Raw genomic sequence first — 15,300 nt, forward strand, 5'->3', positions numbered from 1 at the left:
CGGACTCGGGGGTGACGGTGTCGGTGATGGCCACGTCAGTTCGCTCCCGAGAAGTCCTTGCGGCGCGCGATGATCGCGCGGGCGGCCAGATTGACGAGCAGCGTGATGACGAACAGCGCCAGGCCCGTCGCGATGAGCGCCGACCGGCCGATGTCGTTCGCGTCGTTGAACCTCGCCGCGATGTTGGCGGCGATCGTCTGCTGCTGGCTCGCGACGAGCAGCTTGAACGAGTAGAGCAGTCCCGGCGACAGGATCATCAGGACGGCCATCGTCTCGCCGAGCGCGCGACCGAGACCGAGCATCGCGGCGGACGTGACGCCGGAACGCCCGAACGGCAGCACGGCCATCCGGATCAGCTCCCACCGCGTGGCGCCGAGGGCCAGCGCGGCCTCCTCGTGCAGGCGCGGCGTCTGCAGGAACACCTCGCGGCTGACGGCGGTGATGATCGGCAGGATCATCACCGCGAGGACCAGGGCCGTCGTCATCAGCACGCGCGGCGGGTTGGACGCGTTGCCGTGGGCGTCACCGGCGAACAGCGGGATCCAGCCGAGGTAGTCGACGAGGAACTGCCAGACCGGCTGCACCTTGGGCGCCAGCACCAGCACGCCCCACAGGCCGAAGACGACCGACGGGATGGCCGCGAGCAGGTCCACGACGTAGCCGAGCACCGAGGCCATGCGGCGCGGCGCGTAGTGCGAGATGAACAGCGCGATCCCGACGGCGACCGGCACCGCGAGGCCGAGCGAGACGATGGCCGCCAGGACGGTGCCGAAGATCAGCGGCCCGACGACCGACCAGAGGTTGCCGTCGGCCGGGATCCACGGGACCACCGACGCGAGGTCGGGGTTGGTCAGTGCCGGCATGGCCTCGATGATCAGGAAGATCGCGACCGAGGCGAGCACCGCCAGGATGAAGATCCCCGACCACACCGCCACGTACCGGAACCCGCGGTCGAACCCGCGGTCGGTCGGCCGCGAACGGCGTCTGGGCGTCCGGGCCGGTGCGACCGGCGGGGTCATCGCTGTGGTGGGCGAGGCCAACTGAGCTCTCCTGTCAGGGGAGTGGTAGTGCGTCGTCGTCCGGCGACCGCGGGTGCGGCCGCCGGMCGACGACGGTGGAGCCGACTACTTGGTGGTGATCGCGTCGATCGAGGCGAGGACGTCCGTGCGCAGCGTGTCCGAGATCGGCGCCGAGCCGGCCGCGGTGGCCGCCTTCGACTGGCCGTCGGCGCTGGCCACGTAGTTCGCGTAGCCCTTGATCAGGTCGACCGTGTCCTGGCTGTCGTAGGTGTTGCAGACCAGCAGGTACGACACGAGGATGTTCGGGTACGCGCCCGACTCGGTCGTGGTCCGGTCGACGTTGATGACGATGTCACCGTCGGCACGCGTGTCGTCCCGCGGCGAGGCGTCCACCGTCTTGGCGGCGGCGTCCGCGGTCGGGGCGACGAACTCGGAGCCGACACCCAGCGAGACCTTGCCGAGGTCACCGACGGCCGACGCGTCCGCGTAGCCGATGGTGCCGGGCGCGGCCTGGATGGTCTGCACGACGCCCGAGGTGCCGTTGGCGCCCTGGCCGACCGTCACCGGCCACGTGTTCGAGACCTCGTAGGTCCACACGTCGGGCGCGGTCTTGGACAGGTAGTCCTGGAAGTTCTTCGACGTGCCCGAGTCGTCGGAGCGGTGCACGACCGTGATCGGGCCCGAGAGCGTCGCGTCCGGGTTCAGCGTCGTGATGGCCGCGTCGTCCCAGGTGGTGATCGCGCCGGAGAAGATCTTCGCGACGACGTCCGCGCTCAGGTTCAGCTCGGTGACGCCGTCGATGTTGAAGGCCACGGCGATCGGGCTGATGTAGACGGGCAGGTCGATGCCCGAGCCGCCGAAGCAGCGGTCCGTCGACGCGGTGAGCTCGTCAGCGTTCAGGGCGCCGTCCGAGCCGGCGTAGTCGAGCGAGGCGTCGAGGAAGCCCTTGCGGCCCGCGCCCGAGTCGGTGGTCGTGTAGTTGACCGTGGTGTCCGGGTTCGCGGTCTGGAACCCGGCGACCCACGCCTGCTGCGCCTTCTCCTGCGCGCTGGAGCCGCCACCGTTGAGGGTGCCGGACAGGGTCGAGGCCGGGGCGTCCGAGCCCGTGTCGGACGACGGGGTCCCGACCGCGTTGTCCGATCCGCAGGCCGACAGCGTGAGGGCGAGGGTGCCGACGAGGGCAACCGCCCCGATGCGGCCGAGGAGGGGAAGCTTCACTGTGGTCCGTCCTGTCGATCGAGTGCGCACCGATGTGTGCGCGGCGATGCTGACCGTAGGAAGCGGACGTGACCGGCTGGACCGGATCGGGTGAACCCCAGGTGAACGGTGGCCGACGAGTCGGACGGGCGTCCGACCCCCGGCAGCACGAGGCCCCGCCCACCTCGAGGTGGACGGGGCGCACGTGGGAGGTCGCTACGCGACGTCGTCGGTCAGCTTGTAGCCCAGGCCGCGCACAGTGAGCAGGAGCGTCGGGTTGCCCGGGTCGAGCTCGATCTTGGCGCGGACCCGCTTGACGTGGACGTCGAGGGTCTTGGTGTCGCCGACGTAGTCGGAGCCCCAGATGCGGTCGATCAGCTGCCCGCGCGTCAGCACGCGCCCGGCGTTGCGCAGCAGCAGCTCGAGCAGCTCGAACTCCTTGAGCGGGAACGCGACGATCTCGTCGCGCACCCGGACCGTGTGCCGCTCGACGTCCATCCGGACCGGGCCTGCGGCCAGCAGCTCGTCGTCCTCGTCGTCGGCGAACGAGGCGGACGCCCCCGCGGCCACCACCACCGACTCGCGCCGGCGCAGCACCGCCCGCACGCGCGCCAGCAGCTCGCGCGACGAGTACGGCTTGGTGACGTAGTCGTCGGCGCCGAGCTCGAGGCCGACCACCTTGTCGATCTCGTCGTCCTTGGCCGTGAGCATGATGACCGGCACGTCGCTGACCAGTCGCAGGCGGCGGCACACCTCGGTGCCGGGCAGGCCCGGGAGCATGAGGTCGAGCAGGACGAGGTCCGCACCATGCTCCTCGAACCGCTCGAGCGCCTCGGGTCCGGTGGCGGCGGTGACGACGTCGAAACCCTCGCGCTCCAGCTGGTACGTCAGCGGGTCCCGGTAGGACTCCTCGTCCTCGACGAGCAGGATCCGGGTCATGACGCGCTCCGGCGCACGTGCGCTCCTTCGATGTCGTGGTCGATGTCGATCGTGTCGTCGGGCTCGTCCTGCGTGCCCGGGCCGCTGCCTGCCTCGGGGGCCGACCGCGGGCTGATGCTCGCGGTCGGGTGCTCCTCGGCACGCGGCAGGCGCAGGGTGAACGTGGACCCCCGGCCGGGCTGCGACCAGACCGTCACGTCCCCGCCGTGGTCCGCCGCGACGTGCTTGACGATGGACAGTCCCAGACCGGTGCCGCCCGTGTCTCGCGAACGGGCCGGATCCACCCGGTAGAACCGCTCGAACACGCGCTCCTGCTCGGCGACGGAGATGCCGATGCCCTCGTCGACCACCGCGATCTCCACGAGGTCGCCCTCGGTGCGCACCCCGACGCCGACGTGCGAGGCCTCCCCCGAGTACGCCACCGCGTTGTCGAGCAGGTTGCGCACCGCGGTGACCAGCAGCTCGTGCTGCCCGAACACGCGCGTGCCGCGCACCCCGCCGATGTCGAGGCGGACCTTCTTGGCCTCCGCGGTCGTGCGGGCGCGGTCGACCGCCTCCGAGAGCACCTGGTCGACGTCGACCAGGCCGAGCTGCCCCAGCGCGCCGGCGACCTGCAGCCGCGACAGCTCGATGATCTCGTGCACCAGCGCCGAGAGCCGCGTCGCCTCCGTCTGCATCCGGCCGGCGAACCGGCGCACCGCCTCCGGGTCGTCGGCCGCGTCCTGGACCGTCTCCGCCAGCAGGGCCAGCGCGCCCACGGGCGTCTTGAGCTCGTGCGACACGTTCACCACGAAGTCGCGCCGGATCGCCTCCAGCCGACGGGCCTGCGTCAGGTCCTCCGCCAGCACGACGAGGTGCTCGGCGCTCACCTGCGCGACGCGCACCTGGACCAGCAGCACGCCCGGGCCCACCGGGCCGCGGGGCACCTCGAGGACCTCGTCCCGGATGACGCCGTCGCGGCGGACCAGCGCGATCAGGTCCCGGATCGCCGCCGGGGCGATCCGACCGTCCCGCACGATGCCCAGCGCGTGCGCCGGCGCCGAGGCACGCAGCACGTGGTCGGCGTCGTCCAGCACGACGGCGGCCGAGCGCAGCACGGCGAGCGTGCGCACCAGGCCGTCGTCCAGCTGCGGCTCGGCCATCGGCGGCAGCGTCTTCTGCTCGCGCTCGCTGAACCGGAACGCCAGCGTCGCCCACACGCCGACCAGCAGGCCGAGCCCGCCGGCGAGGAGCAGCAGCATCCCGTTGGAACCGTTCACGGGACTCACCCTAGGACGCGCCCGACGGTGCGCCGCGCCGATGGCGCGGTGCGCAGCCGGGCGTTCACCGACCGTTCATCGTCCGGGCGTCAGCCGAACGTCTCCATGAGCAGCGACTTCTCGGCGTCCGTGAGGTTCGTGGCCACGAGCGTGCTGTGCAGCCCGTGCATCCGCTCGCCGAGCCGGTCCATGTTCGCGTTCTCCGTGACGGCGCACAGCAGCGACGTGCCCGGGGTGATCTGCGCGCGGATGTTCTCGAGCTGGTCCTCGCTGATGCCCACCGCCGACACGGCCTTGCTGATGGCCCCGGCCGCGGCCCCGACAGCGGCGCCCAGCAGCGGCACGAAGAACAGCCCGCCGAACAGGATCCCCCAGAACGCGCCCCAGCCGGTGCCGCGCCACTTGTCCTCGTTCGAGTGGTTCATCTCCGGCCGGGCACCGCCCTCGGGCCAGCTGATGACCGCGTGGTCGACGATCTTCACCAGACCGTCGCTCTGCGCCCCCTTGAGCGCGGTGACCGCCTTCTCCGCACCGTCGGCCGTGTCGAACTTCCACGCCGTGAACGTCGTCATCGTCGTCCCTCTCGATCTGTCGTCGTCATGTCCCTACCGGCTCGCACGTGCGACCTCGTCGCCGTGCACCGTCAGTGCCCACAGGATCACCAGGTCCAGCGCGATCACCACGATCGACCACCAGGGCGTGATCGGCAGCGACACGAACTGGGCGATCAGGTTGATCACCACCAGCACGATCGCGACCAGCCGGGCCCACGTGGCGCCGCCGAACAGGGCGAAGCCCGCGAAGACCAGCCCGGCGCCGAGGACGAGGTGCACCCATCCCCACGTCGAGACGTCGACGAGCGCGAGCCCGTCCGTCGTCCACGACAGCACCGTCTTCGGCGAGAACACCGCGGTCAGTCCGGAGACCAGGTTGATGAATCCGGCCACGAGGATCGCGAACGCCGCGAACCACACCCAGCCGACCCAGGCCGTCACCCTCTGCGCCATCGTGCATACCTCCTGCTCGTGGACCCGGTGGTCCCTCTGGTGGCAGGTTACGTGCCCGCGAGGGACAGAGGGGACGAATCGCCGCGCGTATCGTCGAGGTACGCAACGGCCGTCGTCCGTTCACCTGCGGGGGCCCCACCGTTCACCTGAAAATGTCAGCCTGACCTGCGCGCGGCATCCGCCGCCTGCACGAGAGGGAGCACATGCGGGACATCTTCGACGCCGAGCTGCAGCAGCTGGGCGAGGACCTGGCGTCCATGAGCGGCCGGGTCGAGCACGCCATCACCAACGCCGGCATCGCGCTGCTCACGGCCGACCTCGCTCTCGCGGAGTCCGTGATCGCCGACGACCTGGCCATCGACGCCATCGAGCGCGATCTCGACGAGCGCTGCGTCCTGCTGCTCGCGCAGCAGCAGCCCGTCGCCACCGACCTGCGGATCGTCGTCTCGGCGCTGCGCATGAGCGCCTCGCTCGAGCGCATGGGCGACCTCGCGCGCCACGTCGCCCAGGTCGCCCGCGGTCGCTACCCCCGGCACGCCGTGCCGCACGCCCTGTCCGGCACGTTCGCCGAGATGCACGACGCCGCCGTCCGCGTCGCCCGACGCACCACGACCCTGCTCAACAGCCGCGAGGTCCTGCTGGCCGAGAGCATCGAGCAGGACGACGACCTCCTCGACGAGCTGCACGAGGACACCTTCGCGGCCCTCCTCGGCGGCGCCTGGGCCGGCACCACGCAGGAGACCATCGACGTCACCCTGCTGGGCCGCTACTACGAGCGGTTCGGCGACCACGGCGTCTCGGTCGCGCGCCGCGTGACCTACCTGGTGACCGGCGCCGGTCGCGCCGAGCTGGACCGCACCGCCGGCTGACCCGCCGCACCCGTTCGCCCCGTTCACGACGAGAGCGGCGGCCTGCCCTCGTTGCAGGCCGCCGCTCTTGCTGTCTGCGTGCGCGCTCCGCCCGAGGTCGTGAGAGTCCGACGAAGGTCGCGGGTCGTCGGGCGCTCGGTAGCGTGGTCGGCATGGCGGAGCGGGTGCTCGGGTGGGGGGACGACGACGTCGCCGTGGCACGGGAGCGGCTCGGCGCCGTCGTCGCGTGGCTGCCGGAGACCTCCGCCGAGCTCGACGAGTACGGCAACACCGGGTTCTTCACGCGCGGGAGCCGGTTCGCCTGGATCCTGCCCGACCACCACGCCGACGGGCGCCTGGCCCTGTGGTGCAAGGCGGACCGGCACGAGCAGCAGGCCGTCGTCGCGCGCGACCCGGTCCGGTACTTCATTGCCCCGTACATGGGTCGGTACGGCTGGATCGGCGCGCACCTCGACGCCGCCCACGACCCCGACTGGGACGCCCTCGCCGAGCTGGTCGAGGAGGCCTGGCGCCGCTCCGCGACGAAGAAGGCCGTCGCCGCGTTCGACGCCGCCCGCCCCTGACGAGCCCCGAGCCCGCGCAACGTCCGAGGACATAGGGGCTCCGGCCCGTAGATGCTCGGACGCTGCGGGATCGCCATCGGGGACGTCCGAGGACATAGGGGCTCTGGCGTGTAGATGCTCGGACGTCGCGGAGCAGTCACCATCCGCAACGTCCGCACTCGGGTGGGTTGGGGGCCGCTCGAGTGCGGACGTTGGCGGGGGTTACGGGGTGACGATCGGGAAGGTGTTCGACGTCGAGTCGACGTAGGTGAGCAGGCGGCCGAGGGCGCCCTGGTCGCCGTCGAACTCGATGCCCTCCTTGTCCTGCAGGAACAGCAGGCGGATGAGCAGACCCTTGGTGAGGGTGACCGTGAGGTCCGGGGCCGCGGCGCGCGGGCCGCGCTCGGCGTGGATGAGGGCGCCGTTCGAGAGCTCGGTCCGGTACGTGAGGTCCGAGTCGGTGAACACCCAGTCGATCGCCAGCTTCTCGGCACCGGCGCGCGGGCCGTCGATGCGGACGCCGATCGAGTCGAACAGCTGGGTGATCGTCAGGCCGCCGAGGGTCGACGGGGTCGACAGGTCGGGCGGGGGCGCTGCGATGCCGCCGAGCAGCTCCTCGGCACCACGCAGGTAGAAGTTGCGCCACGTGGCGTTCTCGGAGCCGTGCCCCAGGGTGGTGAGCGCCTGGGCCAGGAGCCCCCGCGCGCGGTCGTCGTCGCCACCGCCGAACACGACGTGGCTGGCGAGCGTGGTCGCCCAGCGCAGGTCGTCGGTCTCCCCCGTCGCGAGCAGCGACTCGACGGTGTCGAGGGCCTTGTCGGCGCCGCCCGCCAGGGCGATGATCCGTGCCCCCTCCTTCTCCGGCGGCAGCTCCCACAGGTGCACGGGGTTGCCGTCGAACCAGCCGAGGTAGCGCTGGTAGATCGCCTTGACGTTGTGGCTGACCGACCCGTAGTAGCCGCGGACGTTCCACGCCTGGTCCAGCCCCGGCGACAGCTCGAAGCTCTCGGCGATCTCGATGCCCGTGAGGCCGTGGTTGATCAGCCGGAGGGTCTGGTCGTGCAGGTACTGGTACATGTCGCGCTGCGTGGAGAGGAAGTCCTCGATCCGCTCCGCACCCCAGACCGGCCAGTGGTGGGACGCGAACACGACCTCGGCGTCGCCGCCCCACAGCCCGAGGGCCTCGTGCATGAACCGGGACCAGGCGCGCGGGTCACGCACCTCCGCACCGCGCAGCGTCAGGAGGTTGTGCAGCGTGTGCGTCGCGTTCTCGGCCATGCACAGCGCCTTGTGGTCCGGGAACCAGACGTTCATCTCCGCGGGGGCCTCGGTGCCCGGCGTGAACTGGAAGACCATGCGGACGCCGTCGACGGTGGCCTCCGTGCCGGTCTCCGACACCGAGACCGTCGGCGCCGCGAGCCCGAGCGAGCCGTTGGACGTGGCCATGCCGAGCCCGCAGCCCACCTGTCCCGTCGGACCCGCGGGCAGGTCCATGGCATACATGTAGACGGCACGCCGCGACATCGCCGGACCCGCGTAGACGTTCTCCGACACGGTGTGCGCGAGGAACCCCTCGGGCGCGTAGATCGGGATGTCCGGCCCGGTCAGCGCGAGCATGCCGCCGTAGTGGTCTGCGTGGGAGTGGGTGATCACGATGCCCGTCACCGGACGGTCGCCGCGGTGCGTGCGGTACAGGGCGAGTGCCGCCGCCGCGGTCTCCGTCCCCATGAGGGTGTCGACGATGACGACGCCCGTGTCGCCCTCGATGAAGGACATGTTCGACAGGTCGTACTGCCGGACCTGGTAGATGCCGTCGACCACCTCGAACAGGCCGCCTGCCGCCGCGAGCTTCGCCTGCCGCCACAGGCTCGGGTGCACCGTGTCCGGGGCGTCGCCCTCCAGGAAGTCGTACCGGTGCGGGTCCCAGACGAGCTGCCCGGCCGCCCCGACGAGGGGCTCTGAGGGAATGTCGGCGACAAAACCGCGCGCGACGTCGTCGAAGTCGGAGGTGTCCTCAAAAGACGGAAGTGTCATGTTTCGGAGTCAACCAGAGCAGCGACCCGGGGGCATCCGACGGCGACGTGAACGCCCGGCAACGCACGACGTCCGAGGAGCACGGGCTGCTCCTCGGACGTCGCGGGGTGGGGCGTGGGTCAGCGGCCCTGGTTCGCCACGGCCTTGATGGCCTCGGCGGCCGCCTCGGGGTCGAGGTACGTGCCGCCCGGGTTGGTGGGCTTCAGCGTCTCCTCGTCGAGCGTGTAGAGCAGCGGGATGCCGGTCGGGATGTTGATGCCGGCGATGGTGCCGCTGTCGACGTCGTCGAGGTGCTTGACCAGGGCGCGGATCGAGTTGCCGTGGGCCGCGACGAGCACGACCTTGCCGGCCTGCAGGTCGGGGACGATGTCCGACTCCCAGTAGGGCAGCGCGCGGACGAGGACCTGCTCGAGCGCCTCGGCACGCGGGATCGGCTCGCCGGCGTAGCGCGGGTCGCTGTCCTGCGAGAACTCCGAGCCCAACTCGATGTCCGGCGGCGGGAAGTCGTACGAACGGCGCCAGAGCATGAACTGCTCCTCGCCGTACTCCTCGAGGGTCTGCTTCTTGTCCTTGCCCTGCAGCGCGCCGTAGTGCCGCTCGTTCAGGCGCCAGGAGCGCTTGACCGGGATCCAGTGGCGGTCGGCGGCGTCCAGCGCGAGGTTGGCCGTCGTGATGGCGCGGCGCAGCAGGGACGTGTGCACGACGTCGGGCAGCACGCCCGCGTCCGTGAGCAGCGTCCCACCGCGCTTGGCCTCCTCGACGCCCTTCTCCGAGAGGGCCACGTCGACCCAGCCGGTGAACAGGTTCTTGGCATTCCACTCGCTCTCGCCGTGGCGGAGCAGCACGAGGGTGTAGGTCATGGGTTCATCCTGCCGCAGGCCTAGGGGTCCGGCGCAGGGACGTCCGTCCCACGGTCACGCGCGAGACGCGCGCACCTCGCCGGCGACCGAGTACACCTTGAGCATCTGGTCGGCGGTGGTCTCCCAGCCGAACCGCTCGGCCACCTGCCGGGCGCCCACCGCGTACCGGGCGCGGTCCTCGGACGAGGACAGCACGTCCGCGACGACGTCGGCCCACACCTCGGGGTCGTGACCGCGGACCAGCCGGCCGGACACGTCGTGGTCGACGATCGTGCGCAGCCCGCCCACGCAGGCGGCGATCACGGGGACGCCGCTGGCCTGCGCCTCGGCGGCGACGAGCCCGAACGACTCGCTGCGCGACGGCATCGCGACCACGTCGGCCGCGTGGTACCAGCGCGCCAGCGTGTCCCGGTCGGCCGGCGGGTGCACGAGGACGTCGTCCGCCACGCCGGTCATCGACGCCAACGCCTGGAGCTCGCGCACCGCGCCGGACCGACCCGACGGGCCGCCGAGCACGACGAGCAGTGGAACGGGTCGGCCGGTGGCCCGCAGCACGCCCAGGGCGCTGACCAGCACGTCCGGGGCCTTGAGCGCCTGCACCCGGCCGGCGAACAGCACGATCTGCCGGTCCTCCGGCAGGCCGAGCTCACGCCGGGCGGAGCCACGGTCGCCGGGCACGAAGCGGTCCAGGTCCACGCCGGGCTCGACGACGTGCACGCGGTCGGGGTCGGCGCCGTAGAGCTCGACCAGCTCCTCGGCCTCGACCGGGGTGCTGGCGACGAGGGCGTCGGCCTCGGCCACCACCTGCTCCTCGCCGACCACCCGCTGGCTGGGCTCCGGGGCGTCACCGGGGGCCAGCGACGCGTTCTTCACGCGGGCGAGCGTGTGGGCGGTGTGCACGAGCGGCACCTCCCAGCGGTCCGCGGCGATCCCGCCCACCTGCCCGGAGAGCCAGTAGTGGGAGTGCACGACGTCGTACCAGCCGGGCCGGCGCGCGGCCTCCCAGCGCAGAACCCCGGCGGCCATGCCGCACAGCACGCCGGGCAGGTCGTTCTTGTCCAGCCGCTCGAAGGGGCCGGCCGGCACGTGGTGGACGAGGATCGGCGGCGTCACGCCGGGCTCGACCTCGTCGGCCAGCAGGACGGCGTGGGCGTCGGCACCGTCGAGGACCCGCCCGTCGGCGTCGGCACCGGGCAGGAGGACCGTCTCGGCCTGGTCCGACGACGTGGCCCGCGTGAAGATCTCGACGCGAGCACCACGGGCCGCCAGCGCGCGCGACAGCTCGAGCACGTACACGTTCATGCCGCCCGCGTCGCCGGTGCCGGGCTGGTCGAGCGGCGACGTGTGCACCGAGAGCATGGCGACGCGCGGGGCGTGCTCGAGGGTCACGGGTGCTCCTGTTCGCGGACGGGTCTGCAACCCATTCTCGCGCACCGGGCGGCCCGTCACCTCATGACTGGGCGGGAGCCTCCGCAGCGTGGGCCCCGGCCGGGCGACGAGCGAACCGGCCCTTGAGCGCGCTGAGCCCGCTCGGCGGCTTGTAGTCGCCGCGGATGGGGAAGATGTTGCCGTCCGGGAGGAAGCCCCCGGCCGTCGACGGGTAGAAGGCGAGCTCCGGCCACATCGTGACGATCTCCTTGAGCCGGGCGCCGCGCGCGAACGCCGCGGCCAGCTGGGGGTCGTTCCCGGTGTAGGTCAGCGAGAAGTCGTGGTCCTGGACCACGGTCTCGCCGGTGGGCACCTCGCCACGCCGGGCCGTCCAGCCCCACGGGCTCGGCGGCTCCTGGTGGTTCCGGTCCGGACCGACCCGGTAGATATCGAATCCATTGCGCATCTCGGAACCTCCTCGTTGGTCGTCGACACATGAGGGGATCGACACATATCCGCAGGTCCTGGAGGTGGGACCGCCCGCGTCACCCGATAGGGCGACCCGTCCGTCAGTCCGCCCGGACGACGCAGGCGGGCGCGGGCAACGCCGTCGTCGCCGCGACGGACCCGTCGGCCGCGAGCACGGCGACGTCGCCGCTGTCCTGGTCGGCGACCACGGTCCACCCGTCGACGATCTCGAAGTGGCGCGGCCACGCGCCCGGCAGGGCGTGGTCGTCGACCGGCTCGAGCAGGCCGTCGCCGCGCACCGAGAACCGCGCCAGCACGTCGGACGTCCGCACCCCGACGAGTACGCGGTCGCCGTCGCGCAGGATGTGCGACGGCAGCGGCCGGCGGCCGGCCTCGCGCGCCGGGACGGTCGTCGCCGGCAGCGTCTGCACCAGGGCGCCGGTCCCCGACGCCTCGTCCCACGCGAGCACGCGGACGGTGACGTCGAGCTCGCCGACGACGTAGGCGAACTGCTCGTCGGCACTGAAGACCAGGTGCCGCGGGCCGGTGCCGGCGGGCAGCGTCGCCGCGATGCCGTCCTCGACCAGCGTGCCGTCGTTCCTCCGGTAGCGGCGGATCTCGTCGGTGCCCAGGTCGACCACCAGCACGAAGGCCCCGCCGGGGGCGTGCGCGACGAAGTGCGCGTGCGGCGACAGCTGGCGGTCCTCGTCGGGACCCGAGCCGGTGTGGCCGAACACCTGGTCGGGGCCGAGCGTCGCGAACCCGCCGTCCGCGTCCAGCGGCAGCACGGCCAGGGTGCCGGAGGTGTAGTTGGCGACGAGCAGGCGGACCGCACGATCAGGGCCGTCGGCGTGATCCAGCAGCAGGTGGCACGGGTCCGCGCCGCCGGACGGGACCGTGGCGCGGTGCACGAGCGTGTCGCCGACGACGTCGAACGCGCTGATCGTGCCGTCCGCCTGCTCGTTGGCCGCGAACAGGACCGTGCCGCGCAGCGCCAGGAAGCTCGGCGACGGCGTCACGACGACCTGCCGGGCGTCGCGCAGCGCACCCGTCGCGGGGTCGAGGTCGACCCGCCAGATCCCCTCCCCCGCGCCCACGGGCGTACCGGCACCGGCCGCGGGGTAGGTGCCGATCCAGAGGGGGGTCTGCTGCGCGCTCACGGGGACGGAGCCTACGACGACCCCCGCCCGTGACGGGCCGGGCGTCCGAGCAACGTCAGCGCTGGAGGCGCAACCACTCGGCCGGGTCGGCGAGGACCGTGGCCAGGACCGCGAGCGCGCCGCCGGTCATCGCCGGGTACTGGCCGGCGCGCGCCGACGAGACACGCAGGGGAGCCCACGGTGCGAAGATCACGAGCTCGTCGAGGCGGGCCGACACCTCGTCGTGCACGTACCCGAACAGCTGCCCGAAAGAGCCGCCGAGCACGACCTCGCCCACGTCGACCACGTTCGCGACGGACGCCAGGGCGACGCCGAGGGCGCGGGCGGCGCGGGCCACGGCGGCGGTCGCGCGGGGCTCGTCGGCCTCGAGCGCGTCGAGCAGCGCGTCGAGGCGGGCGGTCGGCGGCAACCCGGCGGCGCGGAGCATGGCGTCCTGACCGGCCAGCGCCTCGAGGGTGCCGTCGGAGGCGCGGGGGCCGCGGAACGCGTCGACGACGACGTGCCCGATCTCGCCGCTCCAGCCGTGCCGACCGGGGAACAGGTCGCCGTCCAGCACGAGCGCGCCACCGATGCCGATCTCCCCCGAGACGTAGGCGAAGCTCGGCGCGACCGGGCCGCGGCGCGCGTGGGCCTCCGCCCGGGCGGCGAGGTTGGCCTCGTTGCCCACCCGGGGCGGCAGCGACGCCAGGGTCGGGTGGGCGGACACGCGGGCGACGACGTCGACGTCGCTCCAGCCGAGGTTCGGCGCGACGCGCAGGGGCCCGGTGATCCGGTCGACCAGCCCGGGCAGCGCGAGGGCCGTGCCCGCGACCCGGACGCCACGAGCCCGGAGGTCCTCGACGACCGGGGCCGCGAGCGCGGCGAGCCGGTCCAGCACCTCGTCGGCGTCGGCCCCGCGCAGGTCGTCCAGCTCGACGTGCTCGGCGAGGACGTCACCGGCGAGGTCGATGGCGCGGACGCCCAGGTAGTCGACGTTGACCTCCATGCCGACCCCGGCGACGGTCCCCCGCGCGGGGGCGAGCGGCACGGCGGGACGGCCGGCGCGCTGCGTCTGGGTCGGCTCCAGCTCGCGCACCAGGCGCGCCTCGATCAGGTGGTCGACCAGCCCGGAGACGGTCGCGCGGGCGAGCCCCTCGGACGCGGCCAGCTGCGCGCGGGACAGGGGCTCGACGGCCTCGACGATCCCTCGCAGCGCGACCCCCAGGTTCTGGTCCCGCATCTGCGCCTGCCGGGCGACCCGGGTGGGGTCGCGGGGCTCTGGCGTCGGCATGGCTTGACCCTACCGGCTGGACGAGATAAATTCATCCGGCAAACAAAATCGGATTCATCTCGATGAGGAGACGCGTGATGGCTGCCCAGCCCACCCGTGCAGACAAGTTCTCGTTCGGCCTCTGGACGGTCGGGTGGAACGCCCAGGACCAGTTCGGCTCGGCCTCCCGGCCGTGGCTCGATCCGGTCGAGTCGGTCCACAAGCTCGCCGAGCTCGGCGCGGCCCACGTGACCTTCCACGACGACGACGTCGTCCCGTTCGGCTCCGACGCCGCCGAGCGCGACCGGATCCTCGCCCGCTTCAAGGGCGCGCTCGACGAGACCGGCATCACCGTCGAGATGGTCACCACCAACACGTTCAGCCACCCGATCTTCAAGGACGGCGCGTTCACGTCCAACGACCGTCGCGTCCGCCGCTACGGCCTGCGCAAGGTCGTCCGCAACGTCGACCTGGCCGCCGAGCTGGGCGCCGACACGTTCGTCATGTGGGGTGGCCGCGAGGGCGCCGAGTACGACTCGGCCAAGGACCTCAACGCCGCGCACGACCGGTACGCCGAGGGCATCGACACCGTCGCCGCGTACATCAAGGAGAAGGGCTACGGCCTGCGCATCGCGCTCGAGCCCAAGCCCAACGAGCCCCGCGGCGACATCCTGCTGCCGACCATCGGCCACGCGATCGCCCTCATCGACCGCCTGGAGCACGCCGACATCGTCGGCCTCAACCCCGAGGTCGGGCACGAGCAGATGGCGGGCCTCAACTACACGCAGGGCATCGCCCTCGCGCTGTGGGCGGGCAAGCTCTTCCACATCGACCTCAACGGTCAGAAGTCGATCAAGTACGACCAGGACCTGGTGTTCGGGCACGGCGACCTGTTCTCCGCGTTCGCCACGGTCGACCTGCTCGAGAACGGCTTCCCGTCCGGTGGCCCGACCTACGACGGTCCCCGCCACTTCGACTACAAGCCGTCGCGCACCGAGGACTTCCAGGGCGTGTGGGACTCCGCGGCCGCCAACATGGCGACCTACCTGCTGCTCAAGGAGCGGGCGCAGGCGTTCCGCGCCGATCCCGAGGTGCAGGCGGCGTTCGAGGAGTCGGGCGTGCTCGAGCTGTCGCAGCCGACGCTGGCCGAGGGCGAGACCCTGGCCGACCTGATCGCGGACCGCTCCGCCTACGAGGACCTCGACGTCGACTCCGTCGCCGAGCGCGGCTTCGGCTTCGTCCGCCTCAACCAGCTGGCCCTCGAGCACGCGCTCGGCGCCCGCTGACCCGTCGTCCCACCGGCGCAACGTCCGCACTCCGTCGGGTCCT

General features: G+C 72.3%; 15 protein-coding genes. 3 read left to right on the forward strand and 12 right to left on the reverse strand.

Annotated elements, in window-relative coordinates:
• Positions 1 to 35: 35 nt before the first annotated feature.
• From pstC to AC1DWH_RS07070, 6 genes are all read right to left on the reverse strand, one after another.
• Positions 36 to 1,019, reverse strand: a complete 984-nt coding sequence (gene pstC, locus AC1DWH_RS07045) for a phosphate ABC transporter permease subunit PstC (RefSeq protein WP_477093224.1) — start codon at positions 1,017 to 1,019, stop codon at positions 36 to 38.
• A 105-nt stretch (positions 1,020 to 1,124) separates the two neighbouring features.
• A complete protein-coding gene (locus AC1DWH_RS07050) occupies positions 1,125 to 2,237 on the reverse strand; it encodes a phosphate ABC transporter substrate-binding protein PstS (RefSeq protein WP_477093059.1) in 1,113 nt (370 codons plus the stop codon).
• A gap of 195 nt (positions 2,238 to 2,432) precedes the next feature.
• The gene (locus AC1DWH_RS07055; protein WP_477093060.1) at positions 2,433 to 3,155 is read right to left on the reverse strand and encodes a response regulator; all 723 of its coding nucleotides are present in this window, start codon (positions 3,153 to 3,155) and stop codon (positions 2,433 to 2,435) included.
• Positions 3,152 to 4,396, reverse strand: a complete 1,245-nt coding sequence (locus AC1DWH_RS07060) for a sensor histidine kinase (protein ID WP_477093225.1) — start codon at positions 4,394 to 4,396, stop codon at positions 3,152 to 3,154. Before AC1DWH_RS07060 ends, AC1DWH_RS07055 begins: the two co-directional genes overlap by 4 nt.
• 107 nt (positions 4,397 to 4,503) lie before the next feature.
• Positions 4,504 to 4,986 (reverse strand): DUF1269 domain-containing protein, encoded by a 483-nt coding sequence (locus AC1DWH_RS07065; RefSeq protein ID WP_477093061.1) that lies wholly within the window; start codon positions 4,984 to 4,986, stop codon positions 4,504 to 4,506.
• Positions 4,987 to 5,019: 33 nt separating this feature from the next.
• Positions 5,020 to 5,421: a DUF7144 family membrane protein gene (locus AC1DWH_RS07070; protein ID WP_456846367.1), complete on the reverse strand. Its 402-nt coding sequence runs from the start codon at positions 5,419 to 5,421 to the stop codon at positions 5,020 to 5,022.
• A 203-nt stretch (positions 5,422 to 5,624) separates the two neighbouring features.
• On the opposite strand from AC1DWH_RS07070, the gene phoU reads away from it, so the two are divergent.
• Both phoU and AC1DWH_RS07080 read left to right on the forward strand, forming a co-directional pair.
• A complete protein-coding gene (gene phoU, locus AC1DWH_RS07075) occupies positions 5,625 to 6,290 on the forward strand; it encodes a phosphate signaling complex protein PhoU (protein WP_477093062.1) in 666 nt (221 codons plus the stop codon).
• Between the two features lie 152 nt (positions 6,291 to 6,442).
• Positions 6,443 to 6,853 (forward strand): MmcQ/YjbR family DNA-binding protein, encoded by a 411-nt coding sequence (locus AC1DWH_RS07080; protein ID WP_477093063.1) that lies wholly within the window; start codon positions 6,443 to 6,445, stop codon positions 6,851 to 6,853.
• Between the two features lie 201 nt (positions 6,854 to 7,054).
• Here the strand turns inward: AC1DWH_RS07080 and AC1DWH_RS07085 are convergent, their stop codons facing one another.
• The 6 genes from AC1DWH_RS07085 to AC1DWH_RS07110 form a co-directional block, all read right to left on the reverse strand.
• Entirely contained in the window at positions 7,055 to 8,866 is a 1,812-nt protein-coding gene (locus tag AC1DWH_RS07085; protein ID WP_477093064.1) for an alkyl/aryl-sulfatase, read from the reverse strand.
• A gap of 119 nt (positions 8,867 to 8,985) precedes the next feature.
• Positions 8,986 to 9,726, reverse strand: coding sequence for a phosphoglyceromutase (locus tag AC1DWH_RS07090; protein ID WP_477093065.1), 741 nt, complete (start codon positions 9,724 to 9,726; stop codon positions 8,986 to 8,988).
• 54 nt (positions 9,727 to 9,780) lie between these two features.
• On the reverse strand, positions 9,781 to 11,115 hold the full coding sequence (locus AC1DWH_RS07095) for a glycosyltransferase (RefSeq protein WP_477093066.1): 1,335 nt from the start codon (positions 11,113 to 11,115) through the stop codon (positions 9,781 to 9,783).
• Positions 11,116 to 11,176: 61 nt separating this feature from the next.
• The gene (locus tag AC1DWH_RS07100) at positions 11,177 to 11,560 is read right to left on the reverse strand and encodes a hypothetical protein (RefSeq protein ID WP_477093067.1); all 384 of its coding nucleotides are present in this window, start codon (positions 11,558 to 11,560) and stop codon (positions 11,177 to 11,179) included.
• A gap of 103 nt (positions 11,561 to 11,663) precedes the next feature.
• On the reverse strand, positions 11,664 to 12,722 hold the full coding sequence (locus AC1DWH_RS07105) for a lactonase family protein (RefSeq protein WP_477093068.1): 1,059 nt from the start codon (positions 12,720 to 12,722) through the stop codon (positions 11,664 to 11,666).
• Between the two features lie 55 nt (positions 12,723 to 12,777).
• Entirely contained in the window at positions 12,778 to 13,992 is a 1,215-nt protein-coding gene (locus AC1DWH_RS07110; RefSeq protein WP_477093069.1) for an ROK family protein, read from the reverse strand.
• A gap of 77 nt (positions 13,993 to 14,069) precedes the next feature.
• Between AC1DWH_RS07110 and xylA the strand changes: the two genes are divergently transcribed.
• Entirely contained in the window at positions 14,070 to 15,257 is a 1,188-nt protein-coding gene (gene xylA, locus AC1DWH_RS07115; protein WP_477093070.1) for a xylose isomerase, read from the forward strand.
• Positions 15,258 to 15,300: the final 43 nt, after the last annotated feature.

The organism is Cellulomonas sp. P2_F12 (assembly GCF_056403775.1).

Bases quoted from the DNA above. Each gene is read 5' to 3' on its own strand.
- pstC (WP_477093224.1), bottom strand. From the start codon at position 1,019: ATGACCCCGCCGGTCGCACCGGCCCGGACGCCCAGACGCCGTTCGCGG.
- AC1DWH_RS07055 (WP_477093060.1), bottom strand. From the start codon at position 3,155: ATGACCCGGATCCTGCTCGTCGAGGACGAGGAGTCCTACCGGGACCCG.
- AC1DWH_RS07060 (WP_477093225.1), bottom strand. From the start codon at position 4,396: ATGCTGCTGCTCCTCGCCGGCGGGCTCGGCCTGCTGGTCGGCGTGTGG.
- AC1DWH_RS07065 (WP_477093061.1), bottom strand. From the start codon at position 4,986: ATGACGACGTTCACGGCGTGGAAGTTCGACACGGCCGACGGTGCGGAG.
- AC1DWH_RS07070 (WP_456846367.1), bottom strand. From the start codon at position 5,421: ATGGCGCAGAGGGTGACGGCCTGGGTCGGCTGGGTGTGGTTCGCGGCG.
- phoU (WP_477093062.1), top strand. From the start codon at position 5,625: ATGCGGGACATCTTCGACGCCGAGCTGCAGCAGCTGGGCGAGGACCTG.
- AC1DWH_RS07080 (WP_477093063.1), top strand. From the start codon at position 6,443: ATGGCGGAGCGGGTGCTCGGGTGGGGGGACGACGACGTCGCCGTGGCA.
- AC1DWH_RS07085 (WP_477093064.1), bottom strand. From the start codon at position 8,866: ATGACACTTCCGTCTTTTGAGGACACCTCCGACTTCGACGACGTCGCG.
- AC1DWH_RS07090 (WP_477093065.1), bottom strand. From the start codon at position 9,726: ATGACCTACACCCTCGTGCTGCTCCGCCACGGCGAGAGCGAGTGGAAT.
- AC1DWH_RS07100 (WP_477093067.1), bottom strand. From the start codon at position 11,560: ATGCGCAATGGATTCGATATCTACCGGGTCGGTCCGGACCGGAACCAC.
- AC1DWH_RS07110 (WP_477093069.1), bottom strand. From the start codon at position 13,992: ATGCCGACGCCAGAGCCCCGCGACCCCACCCGGGTCGCCCGGCAGGCG.
- xylA (WP_477093070.1), top strand. From the start codon at position 14,070: ATGGCTGCCCAGCCCACCCGTGCAGACAAGTTCTCGTTCGGCCTCTGG.